Source organism: Cellvibrio sp. OA-2007 (assembly GCF_000953825.1).
Lineage (GTDB): Bacteria > Pseudomonadota > Gammaproteobacteria > Pseudomonadales > Cellvibrionaceae > Cellvibrio.
Genome location: NZ_BBUL01000092.1, coordinates 75,271 through 101,116, shown reverse-complemented (window position 1 = coordinate 101,116; position 25,846 = coordinate 75,271). Strand labels below are relative to the sequence as shown.

Here is a 25,846-nt window from a genome sequence, read left to right as displayed (position 1 = left end):
TTCTTTTACATTTTTGGGTCAAAATCTGGGTTTTCTGCGGGTTTGTTGGGATAAATATGGGGTTTTTCGTTTTCCATTTAGTATGAAACCGATAAACGTCGAGCGAACAAATACGGCGTAGAGTACCAAAGACAGTGAAATAGTAATGGCGCAAATGGCCGCTAACTTTAGCGACCAGTGCAGCGGCAATTCGGCGAGGGCGATTTGCAACCAAATAACAATGGGCAGGTGGATAAGGTAGAGCCAATAGGATGAGTCGGCGAGGTAGCGAATGGTTTTGCTTGGCCGATCAAAGCAGCGTTTAAACAGCCCAAGTGTCAGTGCGACCAGTGACCACATCATCAGCGCATAGCTGAAAGCAAAACCGGTTTTTAGTAAATAATAGTGTGGATGGGCGAGTTGCATTTCAAAAGCCGAGAGTAAGTTTGCGGCAATAATCGCCACCACACAGAGCATAAGTTTTCCCGCAGTGATGCGTGCAAACTGTGCGACTAAATCCGCTTGCCGATGCAACAGCCAGCCCAGCAGAAAAAAGCCACCGTAGATGAGTGTTGCCGGAATATGCGGCACAAGGGATTTATCGGGCGTGTCCATGCCCCAGTGATCCATAAACCAAAGGCAGGCGGCAGTGGGCATTGCGATGGCAATCAGTGCCAGGCGCGAGTGGCATAACCAATGGGTGATGCGGTCAGCGATATCAATTAATTTATCTTTTGTCGGCTTATGCTTGTTCACTAGTGAGCGTATTAATACGACACTCAGACTGATGAATAACAGGTAATACAAAAACCAGAGGTGTGAGCCAACCAGTAAATCTTTTGGTAGATCGCCCAGTGTTGCAAAACCTGCCTGCAAGGCCGCTAATATATTCACCTCACCGCGCAGACTTTCGGCGCCCATAATCCAGCCGGATACCAGCAGTGGGCGCAATAAAAGCCATCCAATCACCAATGGGATTGCAATACGCACTAAACGCGATTGTAAAAATTTGGCAGTTCCTGTGCGATGAAAAGTCATGTGGCTAAAAAATCCGGCGATGAGAAAAAACAATGCCAGGCGAAACGAGTGGCTGATCAGCATAAACATCGGCACCAGGTCACTGGTCGATATATCCATCACTGCCCAGCCGATAAAAATAGGCATAAACGATATGCTGGCGTGAAAGACAATACCCAGCAGGAGTGCAAACGCGCGGGCTGCATCTAAATAGTCGAGTCGCCCATGTACTGGTGATGACATTTTCATAATATTTTTTCAGTTAATTTATAAAGAGAATTTATTTGCGTCGATGTGCGCCCAGTCAGTGTAATGGCCGGGCGCCAAGCAATTGCTTAGTAAAAACTTACTTCATCCAGCACAAAATCAAACGCACTTTTTTGCACACCAAAAGCGACAATGCTCAAGCTGGTAATCGTTTTGGTATTGAGTGGTGTCTGCTCTGACCAGGCGCGTTTCATACTGGCGAAAGGAATTTTCACCTCGTGAAATTTGCCGTCGGCAACAACCGCAACGGGTGCGGCGTGGTAATCGAAATTGCTAATCTCGGTGCTGTTGGCTGAAACTGATAAGCTGCCGGTATTAATCTTTATCAGTAGGCGCACACCTTCAAACGCACTGGCATCGCGCGGCAGGCTCTGGGCATCGAGCGGCAGAACCAAGCTGGCCCAACCCGGTTGTCCACGCGGTGGAATAATGTCACCCTTTGCATTAATCACCCCCTGTGTTACTTCCTGGGTAGTAGTGGTGCCTCCTCCGGCAATAGAGTCGTTGATGAATTGGCGCGCAATGCCCAAGTTGTTATTGTTGGCATTGCTAAAGTCATCAATCATTGGATTTAAATTCTCACCAAAACTGGCGCAAGAAAAACTGAACAATGCGCTGAATGCAAAACCCTTGATTAGGGCGATAGCGGTATGGGTGATAGGCGTATCAGTGGTAAATGTACGAGTTTTCATAAGATGCGTCTCTCTGGGTTGTAGTGGATTTGATCGTCACAACACTTAAGTGCCCAAGGCGGATCCGAAGGTGACAAAAAAATTGTTTTTTTTGCGCATGGCTAAAAAATTCAGTAGTTGACTATTTATTTAAAAATTCTTGTCACCTTTAAACGGATGTCGGGCACTTAATAGTTCCAGACGAGAGATAGAGAACAATGAATATTTTTAACAACTTCACCCGCCGCAAAACAGCGAGCACTATGGATTCCAGCGATAGCACACTGGTGCTGGCGAGTTTGGGCGGCGATCGCAGTGCCTTTTGCCACATAGTCGCGCGCTACCAGAATTTGCTCTGCTCGCTGGCCTATTCCGCAGTGGGCGATCTGAAACACAGCGAGGATGTCGCGCAAGAAGCGTTTATCGAGGCTTGGAAAAAACTCGACACGCTCAATGACCCGGAAAAATTAAAATCCTGGCTGTGTGGAATTGTGCGTTTTAAAGCGAGCCATTTTCGCCGCAAAGAGGCGACTCAGCCGGTTACTGGCGCCGATGAGCTGGAGGAATTACATGAGCCGGGCGCGGAGCATTTGGCACCGAGCAACATGGAAGATGACGCAATTAGCGCGCAAGAGCAGGCGCTGTTGTGGCAAGCGCTGGAAAAAATGCCGGACACTTATCGCGAACCCTTAATCTTGTTTTATCGCGAGCACCACTCGGTGGAGTCTGTCGCGAGCCAATTAGATCTGTCGCAAGACACAGTGAAACAGCGGCTCTCCCGTGGGCGCAAACTATTGCAAAAAGCCATGGTGAGCTTCGTGGAAGATACCTTGAGTAAAAGTAAACAGGGCACAGGCTTTGCCTTGGCGGTGATGGTGGCAATTAATAGTATTTCGCCACCGGCAAAAGCCGTCGCACTGGGCGCAGGTTCGTTAAAAGCGGGCTCGCTTTTTAAGTGGGGCACCTTTTTAGTCACCCTCGCTTCTTTATCCGGTCTGGTGAGTTCATTTTTCGGTTTACGAGCAGCACTTGATCAGGCGCGCACGCAAAACGAGCGTCGCTATGCGATACGAATTGTCGCGCTATTTTTTATCTTCGCCATTATTTATGTGTTGGGGATGTTTGGTTTAATCCATCTTGCCCAGCGTTACGCTGCAGCAGCGGGAGTTTATGCCATCGCCTCGCAGATGCTAGTGGTGGGATTTGTTACCAGCTACATTATTTTGTTAATTCAGGTGTTGCAGGGCGGCCGCAAGCTCAGGGCACAAGAGCGCTTGTTAAATCCGGATGCATTTCAGAGCGAGGCAGATCAAATCGGCGCAAAACAGCGCGAATACAAAAGCCGCATTTGTCTGGCGGGAGTGCCCTTGTTTCATTTCCGATTCGGCACCGCGGAGCAAAGCGATAAACCAGTATTCGGCTGGGTCGCAGGCGGCGATCGAGCTTATGGATTGTTATTTGCTTGGGGTGGTTTTGCTGTTGCGCCGGTTAGTGTCGGGATTGTTTCTATTGGTGTATTTAGCGTCGGAGCCATAGGTATTGGACTGTTTGGAATAGGCACTATTGGGATTGGCATTATTGGTTTTGGCGCTTCGGCGCTGGGTTACAAAGCCTATGCCTCGTTTTCAGCGTTGGGTTGGGAGAGTGCTTTCAGCGGTGTTGGATTTTCCATCGCAAAAGAAGCAGCAATCGGGCCTATAGCCTTTGCACAACATACCAATAATGAACAAGCCGCTGAAATGCTTAACCTGACCATGATGAGCCAAAGTTATTTTTGGATTCTAGCGGCGATTGCCATACTGGTAATTGTCCCGGCGGCCTGGCATTCGAATCAGGTTCGCCAAAGAATGAAACAGAAATAAAGGCGGGCGTTGTTGGTTTTCCTAAATCTAAGGTATAAAAAACCACCCTTGAATACTTAGGGTGGTTTTTAAGTTTAACGGATGTTAGCAGGTAAAAAATTATTCGATGTAATTTTCAATGCTCGGGCATGAGCAAACCAAGTTGCGGTCGCCGTAGACATTATCAATACGATTTACCGTCGGCCATACTTTGTGATTTTTCAACCAGCTAGCAGGGCGGCCGGCAGTTTCGCGTGAGTAAGCGCGAGTCCAATTTTCTTCCAGTACATCATCTTGCGTGTGGGGAGCATTGTGCAGTGCGCTGGCTTCCGCTGCGATTTCGCCATTGATAACTTGATCAATTTCTTTGCGAATGATCAGCATCGCTTCGATGAATTTATCCAATTCAATTTTGGATTCAGATTCAGTTGGTTCGATCATCAAGGTTCCCGCCACTGGGAACGACATAGTCGGTGCGTGGAAACCAAAATCCATTAGGCGTTTAGCGATATCTTCTTCGCTAATGCCACTCGCTTCTTTCAGCGGGCGCAAATCAAGCAAGCATTCGTGCGCAACAAAACCGTTGGTGCCTTTGTACAAAATCGGATAAGCGCTTTCCAATTTTTTCGCAACGTAGTTTGCGTTGAGCATGGCAAACTCGGTGGCTTGGCGCATACCGACCGCGCCCATCATTTTGATATACATCCAACTGATTGGCAGAATGCTTGCTGAACCCCAGGGTGCAGCCGAAATAGTACCGTTGTTCACATCGGTACCCGGAACGGCTTGCACTGGGTGCGCCGCAAGGAAGGGTTCCAAATGTTTGCCTACGCCAATAGGGCCCATGCCTGGTCCGCCACCGCCGTGGGGAATACAAAAGGTTTTATGCAAATTTAAATGCGATACATCGCCGCCGAATTTACCCGGCGCAGCAACGCCTACGAGTGCGTTCATGTTGGCGCCGTCGATATACACTTGCGCGCCCACTGCGTGAACCATATCGCACAATTGTGTAATACCTTCTTCAAACACGCCGTGGGTGGAAGGATAAGTCACCATGATGCAGGCGATTTGAGTGCCGTAGGTGGCGATTTTTGCAGCCAGATCTTCTAAGTCCACGTTGCCTTTGTTATCGCAAGCAACTACCACAACTTTGTAGCTCACCATTTGTGCCGACGCCGGATTGGTGCCGTGGGCAGAGGCGGGAATTAAACAAATATCGCGCTCGGTTTCGCCTTTGCTTTCAAAATATTTTTTGATTGCAACAAGGCCGGCGTATTCGCCTTGTGAGCCGGCGTTAGGTTGCAAGCTGATGGCATCGTAACCGGTACAGGCTTTGAGCATCTCTTGCAATTCTTCAAATAATGCTTTGTAACCTTCGGCTTGATCAATCGGCGCAAACGGGTGCAGCTTGCCAAATTCTGGCCAGGTGACGGGAATCATTTCGGCAGTTGCATTTAATTTCATGGTGCAGGAGCCGAGCGGAATCATCGCGTTATTCAAGGCGATATCGCGCGATTCCAAGCGCTTTAAATAGCGCAGCATTTCAGTTTCGCTGTGATAAGTATTGAACACCGGGTGCGACAAAATTGCATCGCTGCGCAACAAATCCGCCGGGATTGCATTGCTGGCGGTGATGTTTTTTCCGGCCAGTACTTGTTCGTCGAATGAGGTTAATTCAATGCCGGTTACACCAAATACCGCGAGCAGGGCTTCGAGGTCAGCAGCTGAAGTAGTTTCATTCAAGCTGATGCCGAGTGAATCGCTACCGATTAAACGCAAATTAATTTCTGCATTTAATGCCGCTTGGTAAATCACTTTTTGGTTATCGCCCACGTTGACCGTAATGGTGTCAAAAAACTGGGTATTAGTGATGCCAAAACCTTTGGCTTTTAATGCTGCTGCTGCAATTGCAGTCAGGCGATGAATACGGTTGGCGATACGCTTTAAACCATCGGGGCCGTGGTAAATCGCGTAAAACACACTCATCACCGCGAGCAATACTTGTGAGGTACAAATGTTGGAGTTGGCTTTTTCGCGGCGGATATGTTGCTCGCGGGTTTGCATCGCCATACGCAGCGCTTGTTTGCCGCGAGTATCAATCGATACTCCAATAATGCGGCCAGGAGCAGAGCGCTTGTAAGCGTCGCGGAAGGCGAAGAAACCGGCGTGCGGGCCGCCAAAGCCCATGGGTACACCGAAGCGCTGGCTGGTGCCGACCACTACATCGGCACCCATAGCGCCGGGGGATTTGAGCAGCATCAATGCCATCAAGTCAGATGCAACGGTAACCAGCGCATTGTTGCTGTGGGCAGTTTCAATCAGCGCGGTTAAATCGCGCACTTGGCCGCTGGAACCGGGGTAAGAGAGCAGGGCGCCAAAGTAATCGCCATTGGCTAGTTCATCGGCCTTGGCAACTACCACGTCAAAGCCGAAATGTTCGGCGCGGGTTTTAACTACCGCGATGGTTTGCGGGTGTGTATCGGCATCCACAAAAAACACATCGGATTTACTCTTTTTGTTCTGGCGCTTACACATCGCCATAGCTTCTGCAGCGGCAGTGCCTTCATCCAATACCGAAGCGTTCGCCATTTCCATGCCGGTGAGGTCGATGATCATTTGCTGGTAATTCAGCAGCGCTTCCAAACGGCCTTGGGCGATTTCCGGCTGGTAAGGCGTGTAAGCGGTGTACCAACCCGGGTTTTCCAATACGTTGCGCAGGACTACCAAAGGCACGTGGGTATCGTGGTAGCCCATGCCGATGTAGTTTTTGAAGATTTTGTTTTTGCTGGCGATGGCTTTCAATTGCGCCAAAGCATTGGCTTCGCTCACCGCATCGCCCAGATTGAGTTCTTGTTTCAGGCGGATATTGTCCGGCACAGTTTTGTCGATCAGCTCCTTGACTGAGCTAACGCCCAGTGTTGCCAACATCGAGGCAGTTTGTTGGGCATCCGGGCCGATATGACGCTGCACAAACTCGTCGTGATTAGCCAATAAGGATAGCGGAGCTGAACGAAAATCAACTGACATAGAAACTCTCTGTGTAAGGAAATCAATAATAAAGACGGGAGAGGGGTGCGGCCGGAGAAGCGGTAACTACCTGCTAAAAATGGGGCCTGTTTAAAAAGGCGGCAATGGTATCAATTTGGTGCTTTTCGGGCAATCGAACTGTGACCTAATACGTTGTTTGGCGTGATTGGGTTCAGTGATTCGCTATGAACTAGGGGTTGCCTGCCAGTGTAAATTTTGCCTTTTCAGTGATGGGGCAGGAACAAGAAGGTAACAGCTGAATCTTAGGCCTGCTATGATTCAGCTCCGCGCCAGTGCGCGACCCATAATAACTCTGTATTGAAAGGCCTATGTACCACGACTTTTTCGGGCTAAAAGAACCCGCCTTTTCTATCGCCGTCAACCCGCGCTACCTCTTTATGAGCGACCAGCACCGGGAGGCTTTGGCGCATCTTTTGTATGGTATCCAGAACGGTGGTTTTGTGATGCTCACCGGCGAGGTCGGTACGGGCAAGACCACAATTATCCGCTGCTTGCTGGAGCAGCTGCCACCCAATACCGATATGGCGATTATCCTCAACCCTATGGGCAGCGCACCGGAGTTGCTCTCAACGATTTGCGATGAGTTGGGAGTAGGTTATATCGCCGACGAGTTGACGGTAAAAAACTTGACCGATGCGCTTAATCAATTTCTGCTCGACAATCACCGTAAAGGCCGTAAGACAGTTTTATTAATCGATGAAGCACAATTATTAAAAGTGCCGGTGTTGGAACAAATTCGCTTACTTACCAACCTTGAAACCACCACTGAAAAACTATTGCAAATCATGCTGGTCGGTCAGCCGGAATTAAAAAAATTATTGGCGCGACCCGCGCTGCGGCAATTATCCCAGCGGATCACGGCGCGTTTTCATTTGGAAGCGCTGAGCTTGCCGGAAACTAAAGCTTATATTGCGCATCGCTTGAAAATTGCGGGTTTGCCGGATCATCAACGGCCATTTAGTGATGCGATGATTAAAAAAATTCATCAGTTCAGTGGTGGTGTTCCGCGTTTGATCAATGTGATCAGTGAGCGTTTGTTGTTGGGCGCTTACGCACAGAATCATCATCATATTGATAAACAAATTTTTGCGGCGGCGGTAAAAGAAGTGGCTGGCACCACAACGCAGGAAGAAGAAAAACTCGCCAATACGCGGACATCCTGGCATGCGCTATTTGTGGTGACGTTGATTGGTATTATGGCGGCTGTTTGGCTGTTGGTTCCCGATGAGGCGCCATTAGCCGTTGCGCCGGCAGTGACACAAGTGGCGAACAATACATCTTCAATGCAATCATCTGTCGCTGACATAAAAACGCTGAGCGAGCAGCAAGTGCTATCGGGCTCGCTCACTGAATTGCGCAATCAGCCACCCAAAATAGTGGTGCCCGAGGTTATCGCTTTGTCAACACGGGATTGGGTAGCTGCACAGTTATCGCTGTTTGGTTACGTGGGCATTACCGCTGCCGATGGAAAAAATCCCTGCTTGGTTGTAAAAGCCTCGAATTATGTGTGTGAAAAATCGCACATCAACTCATGGGATGAATTAAAAGACATTAACCGCCCAGGTTTGATCACCTTGGCGACCGCCGATAAAAAGTGGGTGTACGCTTTACTTATTGGTTTAAGTGAAAATCATGCTCTTCTGCTAGATAATGGCGAGCAAAAGGTGGTGCCGTGGCGCGAGCTTGCCAGCCTGTGGAATGGCGATTTTTTATATGTATGGTCGCGTCCGCAGGCGTTTGAAGGCGATTTAAATATGGGGGATAAAAGCGATTTAGTGACATGGGTTGCGGAGCAATTTGCCACACTGGATCAGCAATCTGCGCCACTAACGCGTCAGTTTTTTACTGAGCGTTTACAAAAACGGGTAGAGCTTTTTCAGTCGACGCAAAATATTCTTCCGAATGGTGTTATCAATGCGCAAACCTTGCGCCGATTAAATGAAGTGCTGGGAGTGGATAAGCTACTAGTGAAATTAGATGAGCAAAAATTACTTGCTCCATTGGATACGCAGGGGCTCTAGTCTTATGTCATTAATATTGGATGCCCTGAATCGCGCCGAGAACGAGCGCAAAAATCAAAATACTGTGCCGGATCTCAATACCTCGCATCGTCCGCTTGCAGTAAATGCAGCGCCGGGTTTGCGTCCAACAATGAAGTGGATGATCGGTATAGTTTTAATATTAATTGCGATTATTGTTGCGCTTGTTTGGGTGCTGCGGCGAGAGCCGGTATCGGCAATCAATAACATGCCGGTGCAGCCATCATCGGTAGCGCCGGCAAATAATCCGATTGCCGTTGAGCCGAGTTCGACTGTAGTCACAGCTGCGACTCCAGCGACTGTTCCGGTGGTAGAGGTAACACCAAAAGCTTCTGCGCCAGATGCGGATATCAATAAACTCTATTCTGCTGAGGATACTGCGCCTGCAGCGGCAGTTGATTCTGGCGTAAGTGAACTCTATGCCGCCGAAGCGGCAACTGCGGCTGCCTCTGAGACCATTGTCGATCCGTTTACATCGGGAAATGCAGGTGTGCCATTACAAGAGCAGGCGCCCGCGCGCACGTTTGATAGCATCAAAAATATTCCCGACTTTAATGCGCTGCCGTGGAATATGCGGCAGAAAATTCCTACCATCTCCTACGCGCGACATAATTTTTTGGTGGGCGGTGTGAGCACTGTCGTTATTAATAATCAAACGTCGGGGGTGGGTAATATTATTGGGGTGGGGCAGTTTGTGGTGCAGGAAATTTTTGTCGATGGCGTGGTTTTAAAACATGGCAACGCGGTATTTAAACTGCGCGCGCTCAATGGCTGGATCAACATGTAAGATGTGATCTTATTGCAGCATTCAATTCAACATGACAAAAAAGGAGCAGGTAGCTCCTTTTTTGTTGGTATCGAGCAAACAAAAAGACTTAGTCGTGCGATGCCATTTTGCTTTGTAAGTAATTTTGGATGCCGACTTTATCGATCAGTGATAATTGTGTTTCCAGCCAATCGACATGTTCTTCTTCAGATTCGAGAATACTTTTTAATAAGTCGCGGCTAACAAAGTCGCGCACGCCTTCACAAACGATAATACCGTCGCGCAAATCGGGAATGGCTTTTAGTTCAAGTTTTAAATCGGACTTGAGCATTTCCGGTGTATCTTCACCAATATGCAGCTTGCCCAGATCTTGTAAGTTAGGCAGACCTTCCAAAAATAAAATGCGCTCGACCAAGGCGTCGGCGTGTTTCATTTCGTCAATGGATTCATGGTACTCATGATCGGCTAGTTCTTTGAGACCCCAATCTTTATACATGCGGGAGTGTAAGAAGTATTGGTTAATTGCAACCAACTCGTTGGCCAGAACTTTGTTTAATGCAGCTATAACCTGTGGATCGCCCTTCATGGAATTCTCCTATGCGAATAAATAATAAAATAAAGGGGAGAGTCTGGTCTTAGGGGCGAGGGATGTCAAGCAAAGGACGGTTCTAAGTGATTGACGATAAAGGGAAATATACTAAGAGTAAGAATGATTTCGATTCTTTTTAGCGGCTGCCTTGGGTTCATGCAACTGCAAAAAATTGCGGCAAGCCATTAATCATAGGGGTGTCATTAAGTGCTTCGTCGAGAATTTCACGGGTCATCATAGAGCATTTACCGCATTGGCTAGCGACCCCCAAGGCCTTGCGCAGGCGCCCAAGCGAGTTGGCACCATCATCAATAGCGGCTTTGATTTGACGATCAGTAATACCTTTGCAGAGGCAGACGTACATAGCGACACTTCCCAAGTGGTTGTTCTGAGTGCGGTTGAATTGCACACAATCAAACTTTAATGTTAATGAGAATCTGTGTCAATAGTGCATGCGAAATAATCGCGTTTAGCAGGAATTTATATTCGCGGTTATAACTGAAGCATTGGAATAACCATGATTTGCCAGCTGAATCGTCATAGTTACAGTTTTAACCAGGCTATATAGAAAATTAATATGACTCCCTTGCGCGCCTGTGTATGATAGTCGCGCACTATTAATAAATGGCAGGTAATCAATAAATGGCCATGAAATGTTCACATTCAGTGAATAATATGTTGGTTTCCGATTCCTGTTTTTCGCGTTGGTTTCTGAATAACCCTTAACTACTAACCATTAGGAGACTCGCTATGGGCGTATTAGTTGGTAAAAAAGCACCGGATTTCACTGCAGCAGCGGTATTGGCAAACGGCGAGATCGTAGACAATTACAACTTTGCTGAAGCCACCAAAGGCAAAAAAGCTGTTGTATTCTTCTACCCACTGGACTTCACCTTTGTATGTCCATCTGAGCTGTTGGCATTTGATCACCGCGTAGAAGAGTTCAAAAAGCGCAATGTAGAAGTGATTGGTGTTTCTATCGATTCACAATTCACTCACAACGCATGGCGCAACACTCCAGTAAATGACGGCGGTATTGGCCAAGTTAAGTACACCTTGGTTGCAGATATCACTCACGCAATCTGCAAGGCTTACGACGTAGAGTCTGCTGATGGTGTTGCGTTCCGCGGCACTTTCATCATCGACGAAGCTGGCGTAGTGCGTTCACAAATCGTTAATGATTTGCCAATCGGCCGTAACATTGACGATACCATCCGTACCGTTGATGCACTGATTTTTCACGAGCAACACGGCGAAGTTTGCCCAGCTGGTTGGAAAGAAGGCGATGCAGGTATGGACGCATCACCAGCAGGTGTTGCTAAATACTTGGCAGAGCATGCTGCCAAACTCTAAGTTTTACTTTCCGCAGTAATTCTTGTAAAAAGCCCAGCTCTTTAGCTGGGCTTTTTAATGGGCGAATAGTAATGGCCGCACGCGATAAAAAAATCGATCTTCACCTGAGCTGGCTTGAGCATCTCGCCGCTGAGTTTGATCAGCCGTATATGCAACAGTTAAAGGCTTTTTTGCTGGCTGAAAAGCAGCAGAACAAAGTGATTTATCCCGCTTCAAATCATATTTTTAACGCCTTTAATTCAACACCGCTAGATCAGGTCAAGGTGGTCATCCTTGGGCAAGATCCTTATCACGGCCCGAATCAAGCTCATGGTTTATGCTTTTCTGTCCAGCCCGGTGTTCGACCGCCGCCTTCGCTGCAGAACATGTTTAAAGAATTGCACCGCGATCTCGGTTTGACGATTCCTGTTCATGGTTGTTTGCAATCCTGGGCAGGTCAGGGGGTCTTGCTGCTCAACGCAACTTTAACGGTTGAACAAGCGCAGGCGGGCTCTCATCAGGGGCGGGGGTGGGAGACTTTTACCGACAAAGCGATCCAGTTAGTGAACAATCAGTGTGAAGGTGTTGTTTTTCTTTTGTGGGGTAGTCATGCCCAGAAGAAGGCTGCCTTTATCGATGCCCACAAACATTTGGTACTTAAGGCTCCTCATCCATCACCGCTATCGGCTCATCGCGGGTTTATTGGTTGCGGTCATTTTTCCATGGCCAATCAATATCTGCAACGTTGTAACAAATTACCCATAAATTGGCAGATCTAGCGCTTTCCCCGAATATGTGGTTATTTTCGAGTCATATTGACTATAAGTTGTCGCTGGCTCGTATAGCTTAAATTTACACTCAAATCCTCTTCCTTCCGTTTGACAGCGCTGTCATATAGTAGTAGTTTTGTGCCCACCAAGAATGGCGCCTCATGATTCTTGAGGTGGTTCGTTTAGTTGTACTGAATAAATCATTTAATTCAAAAAGCTCTAGCAATAAAACCAGAAAAATAAGTAGAGCAATAAAAAGATTCATCTTCATCCAGAAGGTGAAAATGCTTGAACTCAGATCTGCTCAGGTTGCGGTTCAAGCATGCGTGTACCGGAAAAACATAATTCCTGTCGATAATAAAGGAGAGCTCCATGTACAAAACTACAAGCTTTAAGAGAAAAGTACTGACCACTGCGATTGCCTCGGTAGTTGTAACAGCTGGTTTCAGTGGTATGACCTACGCCCAAGATGGCACCGTTGAAGAGGTAATGGTTACTGGTATTCGCGGTTCTTTGACACGTGCGATGGATGTTAAGCGAGATTCTGCGGGTGTGGTTGACTCAATTAGCTCGGAAGATATAGGTAAAATGCCTGATTCAAACCTTGCTGAATCGTTGCAACGTATCACAGGTGTATCGATCAACCGTTCGAACGGCGAAGGCTCGCAGATTACTGTGCGTGGTATTGACCCTTCGTTGAATATGATCACATTGAATGGACGTGTTATGCCTGCTGTTAGTAATAACAATGCTGGTGATAATGCTTCACGTGCTTTTGATTTCGGGAATCTGGCGTCAGAGGCTATAAATGGTGTTGATGTGTTTAAAACTGGTAAGGCTAATATTGCCTCGGGTGGTTTGGGCGCAACTGTCAATATTAAAACACTCCGCCCCTTGGATGCTGGTGAAACGCGTGCCAGCTTTGGCGCAAAAGCAGTAAAAGATACCTCTGTCGATAATAGTAGTACTGCTGGAAGTGAGTACACGCCAGAAGTTTCTGGTCTTTACAGCTGGGTAAATGAAGAGAGTAATTTTGGTGTTGCACTTACTGGATCTTATCAAGAGCGCGACAGTTCCCGCGGGAATGCCTTTGTAAATAACTGGCAGTTGGCAAAGCGTGGCGAAGAAGGCGTTAAAGGTAGTCCGTTCGAGGGGCGTCCAGTTCCCCCCAAAGTTGTGCGCGATAATTTAGCAATTGGTGATCTCTATAATCTACCAACTGATATTCGTTATGCAGTAGATGATATTCATCGTGAACGTACAAATGGGCAGTTGACTTTGCAATTCCGTCCTGTTGATACCCTTACAGGTACTTTGGACTATACCTATTCTGAAATAGATATCGCAGCAGATCGTTCACAGCAATCTGCATGGTTTAATATCTCGAATATTACTGACATTGGTTTCGATAATGGCCCGGTAAAATCACCAACAATTTATAAAGAAACCTACACTGCAGCCGCGGGTAAAGATGTTTCTTTTGCTAATCAGGTTTTCACTACTGGCAGTGAAAACAATTCATTCGGTTTCAATCTTGCTTGGGAAGCAACCGAGGATTTGAAATTTGAGTTGGACTATCACAACTCCAGCGCCACAAGTAAGACATATCAAGCAGAAGCAGGCTTAAACGCTAACATTACTGTGACCGAATTTGTAGATTGGAGTAAAGAGCTTCCATTGTTGGGAATTGATATTGACGACTCTTTACCTAACAAAGGTAACAATAATGGTGTTATTGATGGTGGCGACGTCAGTGGTGCGATGGGTTCAGTGGCTTTAGCAAATCAAAGAACTGAAATTGAGCAGTTGCGCTTAACTGGCTCTTATTCATTGGGTGACTTTGCATTCTTTACTGACTCTGGCATTGAGTTTGGTATAGATACTCGCAAAGACTCTAACCTGAGCCGTGCATCTGATGGCACCTCACCGCGAATTACTATGGGTAACTGGGGTGGTATTGATCCGGATGCATTTGGTCCTGATTGGCCTGGATATTTTAGTCCGCGTAATTTCGGTGATGCTTTCCCTGATTATGGTTCATCTACTAATAGCCCTCGCTTCTTGACCAACGGTCTTGATGTAGATCCTCGTAAAGTTTTTGAAAATATGGAATGGATGTACGCTAGGTCGCGTAATCCAACCGCTGAAGAGGCTGCGTTAGGTATTACCTCCGCTAATTTCAACTCGTTCCCAAATGGTAAATATCAAAACAATGGTAATTACAATGTGAATCGTTTGATTGAAGAGGATGTAAATTCTGTTTACGTTCAATTCAAGGCTGGCTTTGATCTTGCTGGAATGCCTGCAAATATTTTGGCGGGTGTTCGTTATGAAGAAACTGATGTGACCTCTACATCGGTAGTTAAGAAGCCTGCACAGTTGCAATGGGATTCGGATAACGATTGGTCGCGTATAGATGAAAAGACAGCTGCCGCTCCGTTTAGCCGCACTGGGAGCTATGACAACCTTCTTCCTAATTTGGATTTGGATGTTAGTCCTTTAGATGATCTCAAAATTCGTTTGTCTTATAGCGAAACTATCGGGCGTGCTTCATATAATCAGTTGAGATCTGATGTTGGTATTAGCAGTATCTATTTGAAAACAGCAACAGCCGGTAACCCTGGTTTGCTTCCAATGGAATCAAAAAACATAGATATTTCAGCTGAATGGTATTACAGCGATGATAGTTATGTTTCGGCTGGGTATTTTGTAAAAGATATATCAGGATTTATCGGGGATGTAATTGTAACCTCAGATTGGTATGGATTGCGTGACGCAAGAAATGGTCCGCGTTTTGCTCAGGCAATCGCAAACATTCGTGCAGCGGGTGGTGACGTAACGAGTGAAGATCAACAGTTCAAAGAAATGTTGAGAATCGATGGTAAAGATGTAAATTCTCCAGCCTCTAAAGTATATGCAAATTCTACCGATCCTTTATTGCAATGGGCTACCACTACCCCAGGCAATGATAAAGATGCAACAATTGATGGTTTGGAGTTTGCAGTCCAGCATTGGTTTGGTGAGTCTGGCTTAGGTTTGCAGGCAAACTATACATTGGTAGATGCTGATGTTGAGTTTGATATATTAACTTACACATCTCAGTTTGCGATGAATGGCCTCAGTGACTCGGCCAACTTAATCGCTTTCTACGATAAGGACGGGATTCAACTTCGTGTTGCTTACAATTGGCGCGATGAGTTCTTGAATAATCGTACCCAGGGAGGTGGTAATGAGCCATCCTTCACTGAGGAGTATGCACAGATTGATGTGTCGCTAAGTTATGACCTCAATGATAATGTAACTTTCACCCTTGAGGGCTTGAACGTAACAGGTGAAAACTCTCGTTCTCACGGTCGTGGAACTAACCAAATGAATAGCTTGGAAGAGTTGAGTCCTCGTTATACCGCAGGTGTTCGCTATACTTTCTAATATTTTTTAGATAGTTTGTTTCTCGCTTGAGTAAAAAGCCGCTGATTTCAGCGGCTTTTTACTTTTTAGCCCTAAGCGTGTTTTATGGTAACCTCTTGGTCAATTTCTGTGACTGTTATTGATTGTTTGTGTGGAGCCCATAAGGTCTGTTGAGCTAGTTCTACCGATTTTTCTTCTTGTTATTGAGTTTGGTTATGAGTGCCCTGATTAAAGAGATAGTTATTGTTGGAGGCGGAACTGCTGGCTGGCTTACGGCGGGTATTCTAGCTGCTGAATATAAAAATAATTTAGCATTGGGTATGCAGATTACGTTGGTTGAGTCACCTGAAGTCAGCACTATTGGTGTGGGTGAGGGGACTTGGCCGTCAATGCGTGCAACGCTGAGAAAAATTGGTATCTCAGAGGCAGATCTGGTTACGCAATGCGCTGCATCTTTTAAGCAGGGATCGAAATTTGTGGGTTGGAAAACGGGTTTGGAGGGCGATGCCTACCATCATCCATTCACTATCCCGAATGGTTATCTGGAGTGTAATCTTGTGGCTGCTTGGCAGGCTCAGTTCTCGCACTTGCCTTTTGCAGATGTTGTCTCTGTGCAAAACTATGTTTCGGAAAGTGGCCGTTCACCCAAGCAGTTTACGACCCCGGAATATGCCGGTGCAGTAAATTACGGCTACCATATTGATGCAGGAAAATTTGGAGAGCTATTGCAAAAGCATTGCACTGCACGTCTAGGTGTTAAGCATATAGTCGATCATGTCACCCATGTGATTTCTGCACCAAATGGAGAGATTGCTGCTGTTAATACTAAAGAGATGGGTGCTGTCGCGGGTGATCTTTTTATTGATTGCACGGGATTTAGTTGTTTGCTACTGGGGCAGCATTTTGGTATTCCCTTTATAGATAAGAATAAGTATTCAATTAATGATTCAGCGATCGCGACACAAGTCCCCTACGCTGAAAGTTCGAGTCCTATCGCATCGGCCACTGTGGCAACTGCTCAATCTGCGGGTTGGACTTGGGATATAGGGCTCTCTTCCCGGCGTGGCGTCGGTTATGTCTATTCCAGCGCGTACATTTCTGATGAGCAGGCTGAACTAGAGTTGCGTGCTCATATTGCAAAAAGCGCTGGAGTTGATGTAGCTGAGAAACTGAGTGCACGTAAATTCTCTATTCGTGTTGGGCATCGTGAACAGTTTTGGTATAAAAACTGTGTTGCGATTGGCATGGCTGCCGGTTTTATCGAGCCTTTGGAGGCACCTGCTTTGGCGCTGGTTGAACTGTCGGCCAATATGATTCGCGATGAGTTTCCGTTGACTGTCGCGACTATGCCGTTAGTTGCTAAGCGCTTTAATAGTGTTTTTCAATATCGCTGGGAGCGTATTGTTGAATTTTTAAAGTTGCATTATGTATTGACTGAACGCCGCGATACTGAATATTGGCGCTATATGAGTAGCCCTGATGCAATGCCCGAACAATTGCAGCAACAATTATTGTTGTGGGCACAGCGCCCGCCTTATTTTAATGATTTGATTCAAGTAGAAGAGATTTTCCCATCGGCAAGTTACCAATATGTGCTCTATGGAATGGGATTTAAATCCAATGTTAGCGGTGTTGTAAAGACATCGGATAATGTGAATCTGGGATTGGAAAAAATTAAAGATAATTTTGAGAAGTCGCGTAAATATGTGAGCTTGTTACCGTCAAATCGGGAGCTTATCGATCATATTTTTAAATACGGCATGCAAAAAATATAAGCTCAACTAAAGCTGCTATAAGGCAATATAAAAGGTGATTTAATGGCAAAGCATGAAATGTTAAATAACATTGCGCATGGCAATTTAAAGGTAATAACAAAGAAATCTGCAGCTTATGGCGATGATGTTAGTGGGGCGTTGATTTTCCCCAGTGAGTTTGTAGATGCTCAGCGCGACTACCCAATTTTTTTTCAAAAGGAAGCGCAGACGGGGGAGTTTCAGGCGGTAGCTATTTTTGGTTTTAAAAAAAATGAAAATTTATTTTTAGATGAACAAGGTTGGCACGCGAACTATATTCCTGCAGTGATCGCCCGCGAACCCTTTTTAATTGGTTTTCAGCGCGAGCAAGATGGAGATGGGGCTTCGCCGGTAATTCATGTTGATATGGATAGTCCTAGAATTAGCCATGGTGACGACGGAGAGGCTGTTTTTTTGGAGCACGGTGGCAATAGTCCCTACATAGAAAACATTAGCCGGATCTTGATGTCAATTCACGATGGTTTGGCGGAAAGTAAGGCAATGTTTTCTGCTTTTTTAGCGTTAGATTTAATTGAGCCATTTGTGCTCGACATTGAATTTAATAATGGTGCTAAGTATCAAGCATCTGCCTACTACACTATTAATCAAGAAAAGTTTTTTGCGCTGGATGACTCGGCAGTAGGGCAATTGCATAAAACAGGTTATTTGCATTTTGCCTATATGGTTTTAGCGTCGCTTGGAAATATCCGCAAGCTAATTGATATGTGTAATAAGCGCGCTTAATTATTCCTCCTCGGTTGTAAGCTAAGAGTGGAAGTTGCGACTATTACAACTTATATGCCAAATTTAATTTGACAGCGCTGTCATTAAGTTTTACATTAGTCTCAGTTGATTGAAACGGACTGAGCTTGAGTAGGTTAACAAGCTTGGTTTTGAGTGATTAATGGTCTCTCACCGTCGATGTCTGGTTGATGCATCGACGTCTCCCTCTGCCCTCTGAGTTTCAGAGGGCTTTTTTTTGCCTGTTAATTCGGTGTTTTTACGGGCAAATCCACTTTGGCTGGCTAGGTTATTTAGTGTGTTGCTGGCATAATCGACGCCCCCGAATTTTCCGGGTTTACTCTTTGTTAAGCGGAGAGTAAGCCTCGTTTGGCACGCCTGATTGGCCTTGTTCATCGGATGTGCTGTTTCTGTCAGCTAGAGGATTACCATGAAGCCAGCAGTAAAACCCCGCAATCCCAATTTCTCGTCTGGCCCTTGCAGCAAGCGCCCGGGCTACAGCTTGGATCAGCTGGATGTGTCTACGCTTGGGCGTTCACATCGCTCCACTATAGGTAAAGCTGCGTTGCAGCGCGCCTGTGTCGATACCGCCGAATTGCTCGGTCTGCCAGAAGGTTACCGTGTTGGTGTAGTGCCAGGTTCTGATACCGGTGCAGTAGAAATGGCCATGTGGTCGCTGCTGGGTGAGCGCGGTGTGGATATCCTGCAGTGGGAGTCATTTGGTAAAGGCTGGTTGAGTGATGCCACCAAAGAGCTGAAGCTGAACGTGAATGCCCATGAGGCGGATTACGGTTTGTTGCCTGATTTGTCCAAAGTGAACTTTGATAACGATGTTATCTTCACTTGGAACGGCACCACCTCAGGCGTAAAAGTGCCTAATGGCGATTGGATTCCCAATGATCGCAAAGGTCTGACTATTTGTGATGCCACCTCGGCCGTTTTTGCGATGGAAATGCCCTGGGAGAAGTTGGATGTAATCACCTACAGCTGGCAGAAAGTGCTCGGCGGTGAAGGTGCTCACGGTATGTTGATTCTCAGTCCACGTGCGGTTGAGCGTTTGGAATCTTACAAACCAAGCTGGCCTATGCCTAAGCTGTTCCGCATGACCAGCGGCGGCAAAGTTGTTGAAGGTATCTTTAAGGGCGATACCATCAATACGCCTTCTATGTTAGCGGTAGCAGATTATTTGGATGCGCTGGATTGGGTGCGTGCCATCGGCGGTGTAAAAGAAACCATCGCTCGCTCTAACGCAAATCTGGAAGTGTTGAAAAAGTTTGTCGCTGCCAATGATTGGATCGATTTTCTGGCGCAAACACCGGAAACCCTGTCCAACACGTCTGTGTGCTTCACGTTGAAAGCCACTGCCGATCAAGTGAAGGCCATGATCAAATTATTGGATAAAGAAGGTGTGGCGTACGATATTGGCGCCTACCGCGACGCACCGGCTGGCTTGCGCATCTGGTGTGGCGCAACAGTTGAGGCGGCTGATTTGGAAGCGGTATTGCCTTGGTTGACCTGGGCTTACAACGAAGCTACGGCTGCTTGATATAGATAGATTCAACGATAGGCCGTGTTTTTACACGGCCTTTTTGTTAGTAGATTTTGAGGAGCAAGATGATGTTTAAAATAAAAACCTACAACGCAATTTCCGTTAAAGGCCTCAACCGTTTTCCGCGTGAAAACTACGAAGTGGCCAGCGATATCGGCCAGCCCGATGCCTATATTCTGCGCAGTCATAAATTGCATGGCGAAACTTTACCTGCCTCAGTCAAAGCCGTTGCCCGCGCCGGTGCGGGCACCAACAATGTGCCGGTTGAGGAATACACCAAAAAAGGTGTAGTGGTATTTAACTCTCCCGGCGCCAATGCCAATGCGGTAAAAGAATTAGTATTGACCGGAATGTTGTTGGGTTCACGCGGCATTCTGTCGGGCATGGCCTATGTCAATGGTTTGACCCACATGACCGATGCGGACGAAATGTCCAAATTGTTGGAGAAAGAAAAATCCAACTTTGCCGGTTTTGAACTGCAAGGTAAAACCCTGGGTATTGTGGGCTTGGGTGCAATTGGCTCTTTGATCGCCGACGCTGCTCTAGCCTTGGGCATGAATGTAGTTGGGTTTGACCCGGCCTTATCGGTTGAAGCGGCATGGCGCTTACCAAGTCAGGTTGGCCGCATGGAGAATTTGCAATCGCTGTTGGCGCGTTCGGATTACATCACCCTGCATGTACCGGCGATTCCGCAAACCAAGCATTTGATTAATGCCGATACGCTGAAGGTGTGCAAAAAAGGCGCGACACTGCTGAATTTTGCCCGTGAAGCGATTGTGGATGCACACGCCGTAGTAGAAAGTTTGGATGCGGGTCATTTGGGTAAATATATTTGCGATTTCCCCGAGCCAATCCTGCTTAACCGTAAAGATGTTTACGCCATGCCGCATATCGGTGCCAGCACGGAAGAGGCGGAAGAGAACTGCGCCATTATGGCGGCCGACCAGCTGGTGGATTATCTGGAGAATGGCAACATCAAAAATTCCGTTAATTTCCCAACTGTGCATATGGATCGCTCACCCGCCATAGGTTCGCGCATCACTTTCTCAAACGAAAATGTATCGGGTGTATTAGGTCATGTGCTGTCGGTATTAGCTGATCACAAAGTTAACGTGGTGGATATGGTCAATAAAAGCCGCGGTGAGATTGCCTACAATATTATCGATGTTGAGCTGGCGCCGTCTGCGGAAGTGGTTGCAGCATTGGCAAGTGTTGAACATGTTATTGCAGTACGGGTGATTTAATCCCGTTGTTGTTCCAGTCTGATAATTGGGGGCAGGGTAGATGTACAAATTAGTCTTCTTTGTTCCCGATTCCCATCTCGATTCAGTTAAAACAGCTGTCTTTGCTGCCAGCGCTGGCCGCATTGGCAACTATGACCAATGTTGTTGGCAGGTGCTGGGGCAAGGGCAGTTCAGGCCTTTGCCGGGTGCTGCTCCCTATCTCGGGCAACATGACCAACTTGCAACAGTGCCGGAGTATCGGGTTGAGATGGTCTGTGCCGATGAGCACATCCGTGCGGCAATTGCCGCATTGCGCACAGCCCACCCTTATGAGGAGCCTGCGTTTGATGTTTGGCGTTTGGCTGATCTGGAGGCGGATTAGTTTGAGCTCCCCGCTATTTGATGCGCTATCGCAATTGTTACTTCATGAGCCACTAGGGCTGGTTACTGAACCGCAGGCCGCTGTGTTGGTGTTGCTTAGCCGTGGCGATAATCCTGCCGTCTTATATACCAAGCGTGCAGAGCATTTGCGTCAGCATCCGGGTGAAGTCTGCTTTCCGGGTGGCATGTGGGAGCCTGGCGATGCCGATTTGTTTGCCACCGCCCAGCGTGAGACCTATGAAGAAATTGGTTTGCCCGCGGCAGATATTCATCTTCTGGGGCGCTTACCTCAATTTCACACTCGTGCAGGAACCCCAGTCACTCCGTTTGTCGCCAGTTTTAATACCGGCGTGCCTTTGCTGCCATCCCCTGCTGAGCTCGACAGTATTTTTTGTGTTCCCTTGCGCGTTTTCAATGACGGGATTCAGGTGAGAGAGGACAGGTTTGAACGTAATGGTCGCGTTTTTAGCGTACCTGTCTATCATTATGAGGGTTATGAAATATGGGGTTTTACTGCGGCAGTTACTGAGCAATTATTGCGTTTATTACGCAGAATCGAACCCTGACTTGGTTTTATCCAAACTTTTAGTTCTTGAAATGACAAAAAATACATCTATTTGACATAACGGCTGTATCTGCCAAGATGTAAACCATAATGAAACAATCAACCGCCGTGACACTCTTTTAGTGATCACTATTTCCATTTCTTAACGAGCTTTTGCTGGGTACTTAAGGATGAACAATTACCGAACGCCCTTGCGCGATATTGATTTCACTCTGTTTGAACTGTTTAAGTACGAGCAGCATTGTGGTGCGATAGGTCATGCGTCTGTAGATCGCGAGTTGACTGGCGCTTTTTTGGGTGAGGCTGCGCGCTTTGCCGAGGAAGTGCTGGCACCACTTGGCCCGGTTGGCGATCAACAGGGGTGTAAATTAATCGACGGCAATGTCGTCACACCGTCTGGGTTTAAACAGGCCTATCAACAGTATTGCGACGCCGGGTGGCCTACATTGTCGCGCTCAACGGCCTATGGTGGGCAGGGTTTGCCACAATCCCTCGGTGTGATTCTGAGTGAAATTATCGGCACGCCTAACTGGGCTTGGGGCATGTACGCCGGATTATCCCAAGGCGCCATGCATACCATCGAAATCCACGGCACCGAGCAGCAAAAACAACAGTATTTGCCGGCGCTGATTTCGGGCCGCTGGACCGGCACTATGTGTTTGACGGAGGCGCATGCAGGTAGTGACCTGGGCTTGCTGCGCACTCGCGCTGAGCCTCAACCTGACGGTAGCTATTTGATCACTGGCACCAAGATCTTTATCTCCTCTGGCGATCATGATCTCGCCGAAAATATTGTCCATATAGTGCTTGCGCGTCTGCCCGATGCACCGGCAGGCACTAAAGGTATCTCCCTGTTTGTAGTACCCAAGATACAGTTAAAAGACGATGGCTCGCTCGCCTCGGTCAATGGTGTTAGCTGCTCGTCGCTTGAAGATAAGATGGGAATTCACGGCAACGCAACTTGTGTGCTGCAATTTGAGGGGGCAAAAGGTTGTTTGCTGGGTGAGGTCAATAAAGGTTTAAACCATATGTTTACCTTTATGAACCTGGCGCGTATCGGTTCCGGTTTGCAGGGGCTTGCCCACGCAGAGTTTGGTTACCAACAAGCGCGCTTGTATGCCCGTGAACGCTTGCAAATGCGCTCCTTGAGCGGAGTGAAAAATACCGCAGGTCCCGCCGACCCCATCATTGTGCACCCTGATATTCGCCGCATGCTGCTTACGCAAAAATCGTTAGTTGAAGGGATTCGCATGCTGAGTTACTACGCCAGCATAAAAATGGATGTGAGCCAACATTCAACGGATGCGGATGAGCGCCAACAGGCGGTGGATTTGCTCGGATTGTTGACTCCTATAGTGAAAGCTTTTAGCACAGAGGCGGGTTTTGAATCGGCAAACCTTGCACTTCAGTGCCTTGGCGGCCACGGCTATATCCGCGATTGGGGCTTGGAGCAGAATCTACGGGATTGCCGCATCGCCACTTTATACGAAGGTACTACGGGCATTCAGGCGCTGGATTTACTAGGGCGCAAGGTGTTGGGAGCTGGGGGCAAAACACTGGCGCCGTTGATTGATGAAATAACACAGCTCTGCCGTAGTTGCGATGACACCGAACAACTGGCGGCGCATGCTGCACAATTAGCTACACTCAGTGAAGAGTGGCAGCAATTGAGCATGCACATAGCGCGTCAGGCACAGCAGAATCCAGACGAAATTGGCGCGGCTGCGGTAGATTATCTAATGTGTTCGGGCTATCTTGTGGTGGCTTTTTTGTGGCTAAAGGCGCAACAGGTAGCATTGCGCCAGCTTGCACAGCCGGTCGCTGACCCAGGTTTTTATCGAGCAAAATTGGCGGCTGCTGAATTTTATTTTGCGCGTATATTGCCGCGCACTATGGGGTTAATTAAGGCGATGGAATCTGGTGCAGACAATTTAATGAGCTTGGCGAGCGCCGATTTTTAATCTTTAAAAAATAACAAAAGTGGAGTGTGTCGAATGTCGCTGAATTACAACAGAACCCTTGCTGAGGTATTTGCTGAGTCCTGTAAATCATTTGCTGACAAAAGTGCGTTCACCTGTATGGAGCGAACTCTGACCTATGCTGACCTTGATCGTCTGTCGGGTCGTTTTGCCGCTTATTTGCAACAGCATACCGGATTAAAACCGGGCGATAGAATCGCAGTACAGTTGCCGAATATTTTGCAATATCCCGTTGTTATTTTTGGCGCATTGCGTGCAGGTATGGTGGTGGTGAATACCAATCCACTTTATACCGCACACGAAATAAAACATCAGCTCAACGATTCGGGTGCAAAAGCCTTGGTGGTGCTGGCGAATATTGCAAAAAATGCAGCCGCGATTATCAAAGAGACGGGAGTTGAGCAGGTTATAGTAACCGAGCTGGCTGATTTGCATTCGCCGCTCAAGCGCATGCTGTTAAATTTTGCGGTAAAGCATATTAAAAAAATGGTTCCGCCCTATGAGTTTCCGCAGCAGATCAGTTTTAATAAAGCACTTGCGTTAGCTGCACATCCTTGGCAATCCGTTGCGCAAACACCGGATGATGTGGCGGTCTTGCAATACACCGGTGGCACAACTGGTGTGGCAAAAGGCGCAATGCTTACCCATCGAAATTTAGTGGCCAATATGGCGCAGCTCAACGATCGTATGAAAGATGTTTTTCGTGCAGCTCAAGAGCTTTATGTCGCACCTTTACCGCTTTATCACATCTACTCTTTTACCATTCATTGCACTTCGGCTATGGCGTTGGGCAATCACAGCCTTTTAATTCCCAATCCGCGTGATATTCCTGGTTTTATAAAAACATTGCAGGGAAAACCCATTACCTTTTTTGTTGGGCTCAACACTTTATTTAACGCACTGTTGCGCCACCCTGAGTTTGACAAATTGGACTTTAGTCATTTACGCCTCACTTGTTCTGGCGGTATGGCACTCACCGCGGAAACTACCAAACATTGGATCGAGGTTACTAAAGCACCTATCAGTGAAGGTTATGGCCTGACGGAAACCTCACCGGTTGTCTCTAATAACCCGTTGGCTAATGTGCAATATGGCACTGTAGGTCTGCCTTTAATCGATACCCAATGCAAAGTGATAGATGATGCGGGTAATAGCCTGCCAACCGGTGAGGCTGGTGAGCTATGTGTGAAAGGCCCACAAGTGATGAAAGGTTACTGGCTGCGCCCAGATGCTACGGCAGAAGTGATTGATGCCGATGGCTGGTTCCAAACAGGTGATATCGCGGTAATTCAAGCAGATGGTTACATTAAAATTGTCGACCGCAAAAAAGACATGATTAATGTGAGCGGCTTTAAGGTATTCCCCAACGAGGTGGAGGATGCACTGAGTAGTCACCCTGATATAGTTGAGGTTGCGATTGTCGGTGTGCCGGATGGCGACGGCAGCGAAACAGTCAAAGCATTTATTGTGACCACCAATGAGCAATTAACCATTGAGCAGGTGCGTAAATTCGCTAAAGAAACGCTAACTGCGTATAAGGTTCCCCACTTAATTGAGTTCCGCAAAGAGCTTCCAAAGACTAACGTGGGGAAAATTTTACGGCGTGAGCTGCGTGATGAGGAATTGGCAAAAGCAAAATAAACATGATGCTGTCTGGTGTGAAGTACGTGGATGAATTGCCGTACTCAACCAAGCGTGAATCGCATCTGTATGGAGAGAAAGCACCTTAAGTCAGGTGCTTTTTTATTTGGCGCCGCGACAGAAAAGACTGATCGTTAGGTAAATATAGACGCCAGCTGCTAAGCTAATGTGAGTCGATCAAGTTATTAATAAAAATAGATGTTGCAACAATGTTAAATAAAAAATGTAGGCAACTGGTTAAGTA

General features: G+C 47.1%; 19 protein-coding genes. 14 read left to right on the top strand and 5 right to left on the bottom strand.

Features of this window, described 5'->3' with window-relative positions; all coding sequences use genetic code 11:
• Nucleotides 1–18: 18 nt before the first annotated feature.
• Both AWU77_RS13165 and AWU77_RS13160 read right to left on the bottom strand, forming a co-directional pair.
• On the bottom strand, nucleotides 19–1,245 hold the full coding sequence (locus tag AWU77_RS13165) for an acyltransferase family protein (protein ID WP_238582429.1): 1,227 nt from the start codon (nucleotides 1,243–1,245) through the stop codon (nucleotides 19–21).
• A gap of 86 nt (nucleotides 1,246–1,331) precedes the next feature.
• Complete coding sequence (locus AWU77_RS13160) at nucleotides 1,332–1,955, bottom strand: CIA30 family protein (RefSeq protein WP_084618377.1); 624 nt, start codon at nucleotides 1,953–1,955, stop codon at nucleotides 1,332–1,334.
• Between the two features lie 197 nt (nucleotides 1,956–2,152).
• Between AWU77_RS13160 and AWU77_RS13155 the strand changes: the two genes are divergently transcribed.
• Nucleotides 2,153–3,796 (top strand): RNA polymerase sigma factor, encoded by a 1,644-nt coding sequence (locus AWU77_RS13155; protein WP_062064172.1) that lies wholly within the window; start codon nucleotides 2,153–2,155, stop codon nucleotides 3,794–3,796.
• 99 nt (nucleotides 3,797–3,895) lie between these two features.
• On the opposite strand, the gene gcvP is transcribed toward AWU77_RS13155, so the two are convergent.
• On the bottom strand, nucleotides 3,896–6,805 hold the full coding sequence (gene gcvP / locus AWU77_RS13150; RefSeq protein ID WP_062064169.1) for an aminomethyl-transferring glycine dehydrogenase: 2,910 nt from the start codon (nucleotides 6,803–6,805) through the stop codon (nucleotides 3,896–3,898).
• Nucleotides 6,806–7,134: 329 nt separating this feature from the next.
• Between gcvP and AWU77_RS13145 the strand changes: the two genes are divergently transcribed.
• The gene (locus AWU77_RS13145; RefSeq protein WP_062064166.1) at nucleotides 7,135–8,847 is read left to right on the top strand and encodes an ExeA family protein; all 1,713 of its coding nucleotides are present in this window, start codon (nucleotides 7,135–7,137) and stop codon (nucleotides 8,845–8,847) included.
• Between the two features lie 4 nt (nucleotides 8,848–8,851).
• Nucleotides 8,852–9,652 (top strand): hypothetical protein, encoded by an 801-nt coding sequence (locus AWU77_RS13140; protein WP_062064163.1) that lies wholly within the window; start codon nucleotides 8,852–8,854, stop codon nucleotides 9,650–9,652.
• An 88-nt stretch (nucleotides 9,653–9,740) separates the two neighbouring features.
• Here AWU77_RS13140 and bfr read toward each other — a convergent pair whose 3' ends face one another.
• On the bottom strand, nucleotides 9,741–10,217 hold the full coding sequence (gene bfr, locus AWU77_RS13135; protein ID WP_062064161.1) for a bacterioferritin: 477 nt from the start codon (nucleotides 10,215–10,217) through the stop codon (nucleotides 9,741–9,743).
• A gap of 157 nt (nucleotides 10,218–10,374) precedes the next feature.
• The gene (locus AWU77_RS13130; RefSeq protein WP_062064158.1) at nucleotides 10,375–10,584 is read right to left on the bottom strand and encodes a bacterioferritin-associated ferredoxin; all 210 of its coding nucleotides are present in this window, start codon (nucleotides 10,582–10,584) and stop codon (nucleotides 10,375–10,377) included.
• Between the two features lie 386 nt (nucleotides 10,585–10,970).
• Here AWU77_RS13130 and AWU77_RS13125 point away from each other — a divergent pair, with 386 nt between their 5' ends.
• The 11 genes from AWU77_RS13125 to AWU77_RS13070 all read left to right on the top strand — a co-directional run bounded on the left by AWU77_RS13125 (nucleotide 10,971) and on the right by AWU77_RS13070 (nucleotide 25,602).
• Nucleotides 10,971–11,573, top strand: a complete 603-nt coding sequence (locus tag AWU77_RS13125) for a peroxiredoxin (protein ID WP_062064155.1) — start codon at nucleotides 10,971–10,973, stop codon at nucleotides 11,571–11,573.
• A 71-nt stretch (nucleotides 11,574–11,644) separates the two neighbouring features.
• On the top strand, nucleotides 11,645–12,331 hold the full coding sequence (gene ung / locus AWU77_RS13120) for a uracil-DNA glycosylase (RefSeq protein ID WP_062064152.1): 687 nt from the start codon (nucleotides 11,645–11,647) through the stop codon (nucleotides 12,329–12,331).
• A 363-nt stretch (nucleotides 12,332–12,694) separates the two neighbouring features.
• Nucleotides 12,695–15,751, top strand: coding sequence for a TonB-dependent receptor (locus AWU77_RS13110; RefSeq protein ID WP_062064142.1), 3,057 nt, complete (start codon nucleotides 12,695–12,697; stop codon nucleotides 15,749–15,751).
• Nucleotides 15,752–15,945: 194 nt separating this feature from the next.
• Nucleotides 15,946–17,505 carry a tryptophan halogenase family protein gene (locus AWU77_RS13105; protein WP_062064137.1) on the top strand — a complete coding sequence of 520 codons (1,560 nt, stop codon included), beginning with the start codon at nucleotides 15,946–15,948 and terminating at the stop codon, nucleotides 17,503–17,505.
• Nucleotides 17,506–17,547: 42 nt separating this feature from the next.
• The gene (locus AWU77_RS13100) at nucleotides 17,548–18,267 is read left to right on the top strand and encodes a SapC family protein (RefSeq protein ID WP_062064133.1); all 720 of its coding nucleotides are present in this window, start codon (nucleotides 17,548–17,550) and stop codon (nucleotides 18,265–18,267) included.
• Between the two features lie 427 nt (nucleotides 18,268–18,694).
• The gene (locus AWU77_RS13095) at nucleotides 18,695–19,810 is read left to right on the top strand and encodes a phosphoserine transaminase (RefSeq protein WP_062064130.1); all 1,116 of its coding nucleotides are present in this window, start codon (nucleotides 18,695–18,697) and stop codon (nucleotides 19,808–19,810) included.
• Between the two features lie 71 nt (nucleotides 19,811–19,881).
• Nucleotides 19,882–21,057: a phosphoglycerate dehydrogenase gene (locus tag AWU77_RS13090; RefSeq protein WP_062064128.1), complete on the top strand. Its 1,176-nt coding sequence runs from the start codon at nucleotides 19,882–19,884 to the stop codon at nucleotides 21,055–21,057.
• A gap of 40 nt (nucleotides 21,058–21,097) precedes the next feature.
• Complete coding sequence (locus AWU77_RS13085; RefSeq protein ID WP_062064126.1) at nucleotides 21,098–21,418, top strand: YqfO family protein; 321 nt, start codon at nucleotides 21,098–21,100, stop codon at nucleotides 21,416–21,418.
• 1 nt (nucleotide 21,419) lies between these two features.
• Nucleotides 21,420–21,983, top strand: coding sequence for a CoA pyrophosphatase (locus AWU77_RS13080; RefSeq protein ID WP_084618375.1), 564 nt, complete (start codon nucleotides 21,420–21,422; stop codon nucleotides 21,981–21,983).
• A gap of 169 nt (nucleotides 21,984–22,152) precedes the next feature.
• A complete protein-coding gene (locus AWU77_RS13075; RefSeq protein ID WP_062064122.1) occupies nucleotides 22,153–23,943 on the top strand; it encodes an acyl-CoA dehydrogenase C-terminal domain-containing protein in 1,791 nt (596 codons plus the stop codon).
• A gap of 33 nt (nucleotides 23,944–23,976) precedes the next feature.
• On the top strand, nucleotides 23,977–25,602 hold the full coding sequence (locus tag AWU77_RS13070; RefSeq protein ID WP_062064120.1) for an AMP-binding protein: 1,626 nt from the start codon (nucleotides 23,977–23,979) through the stop codon (nucleotides 25,600–25,602).
• Nucleotides 25,603–25,846: the final 244 nt, after the last annotated feature.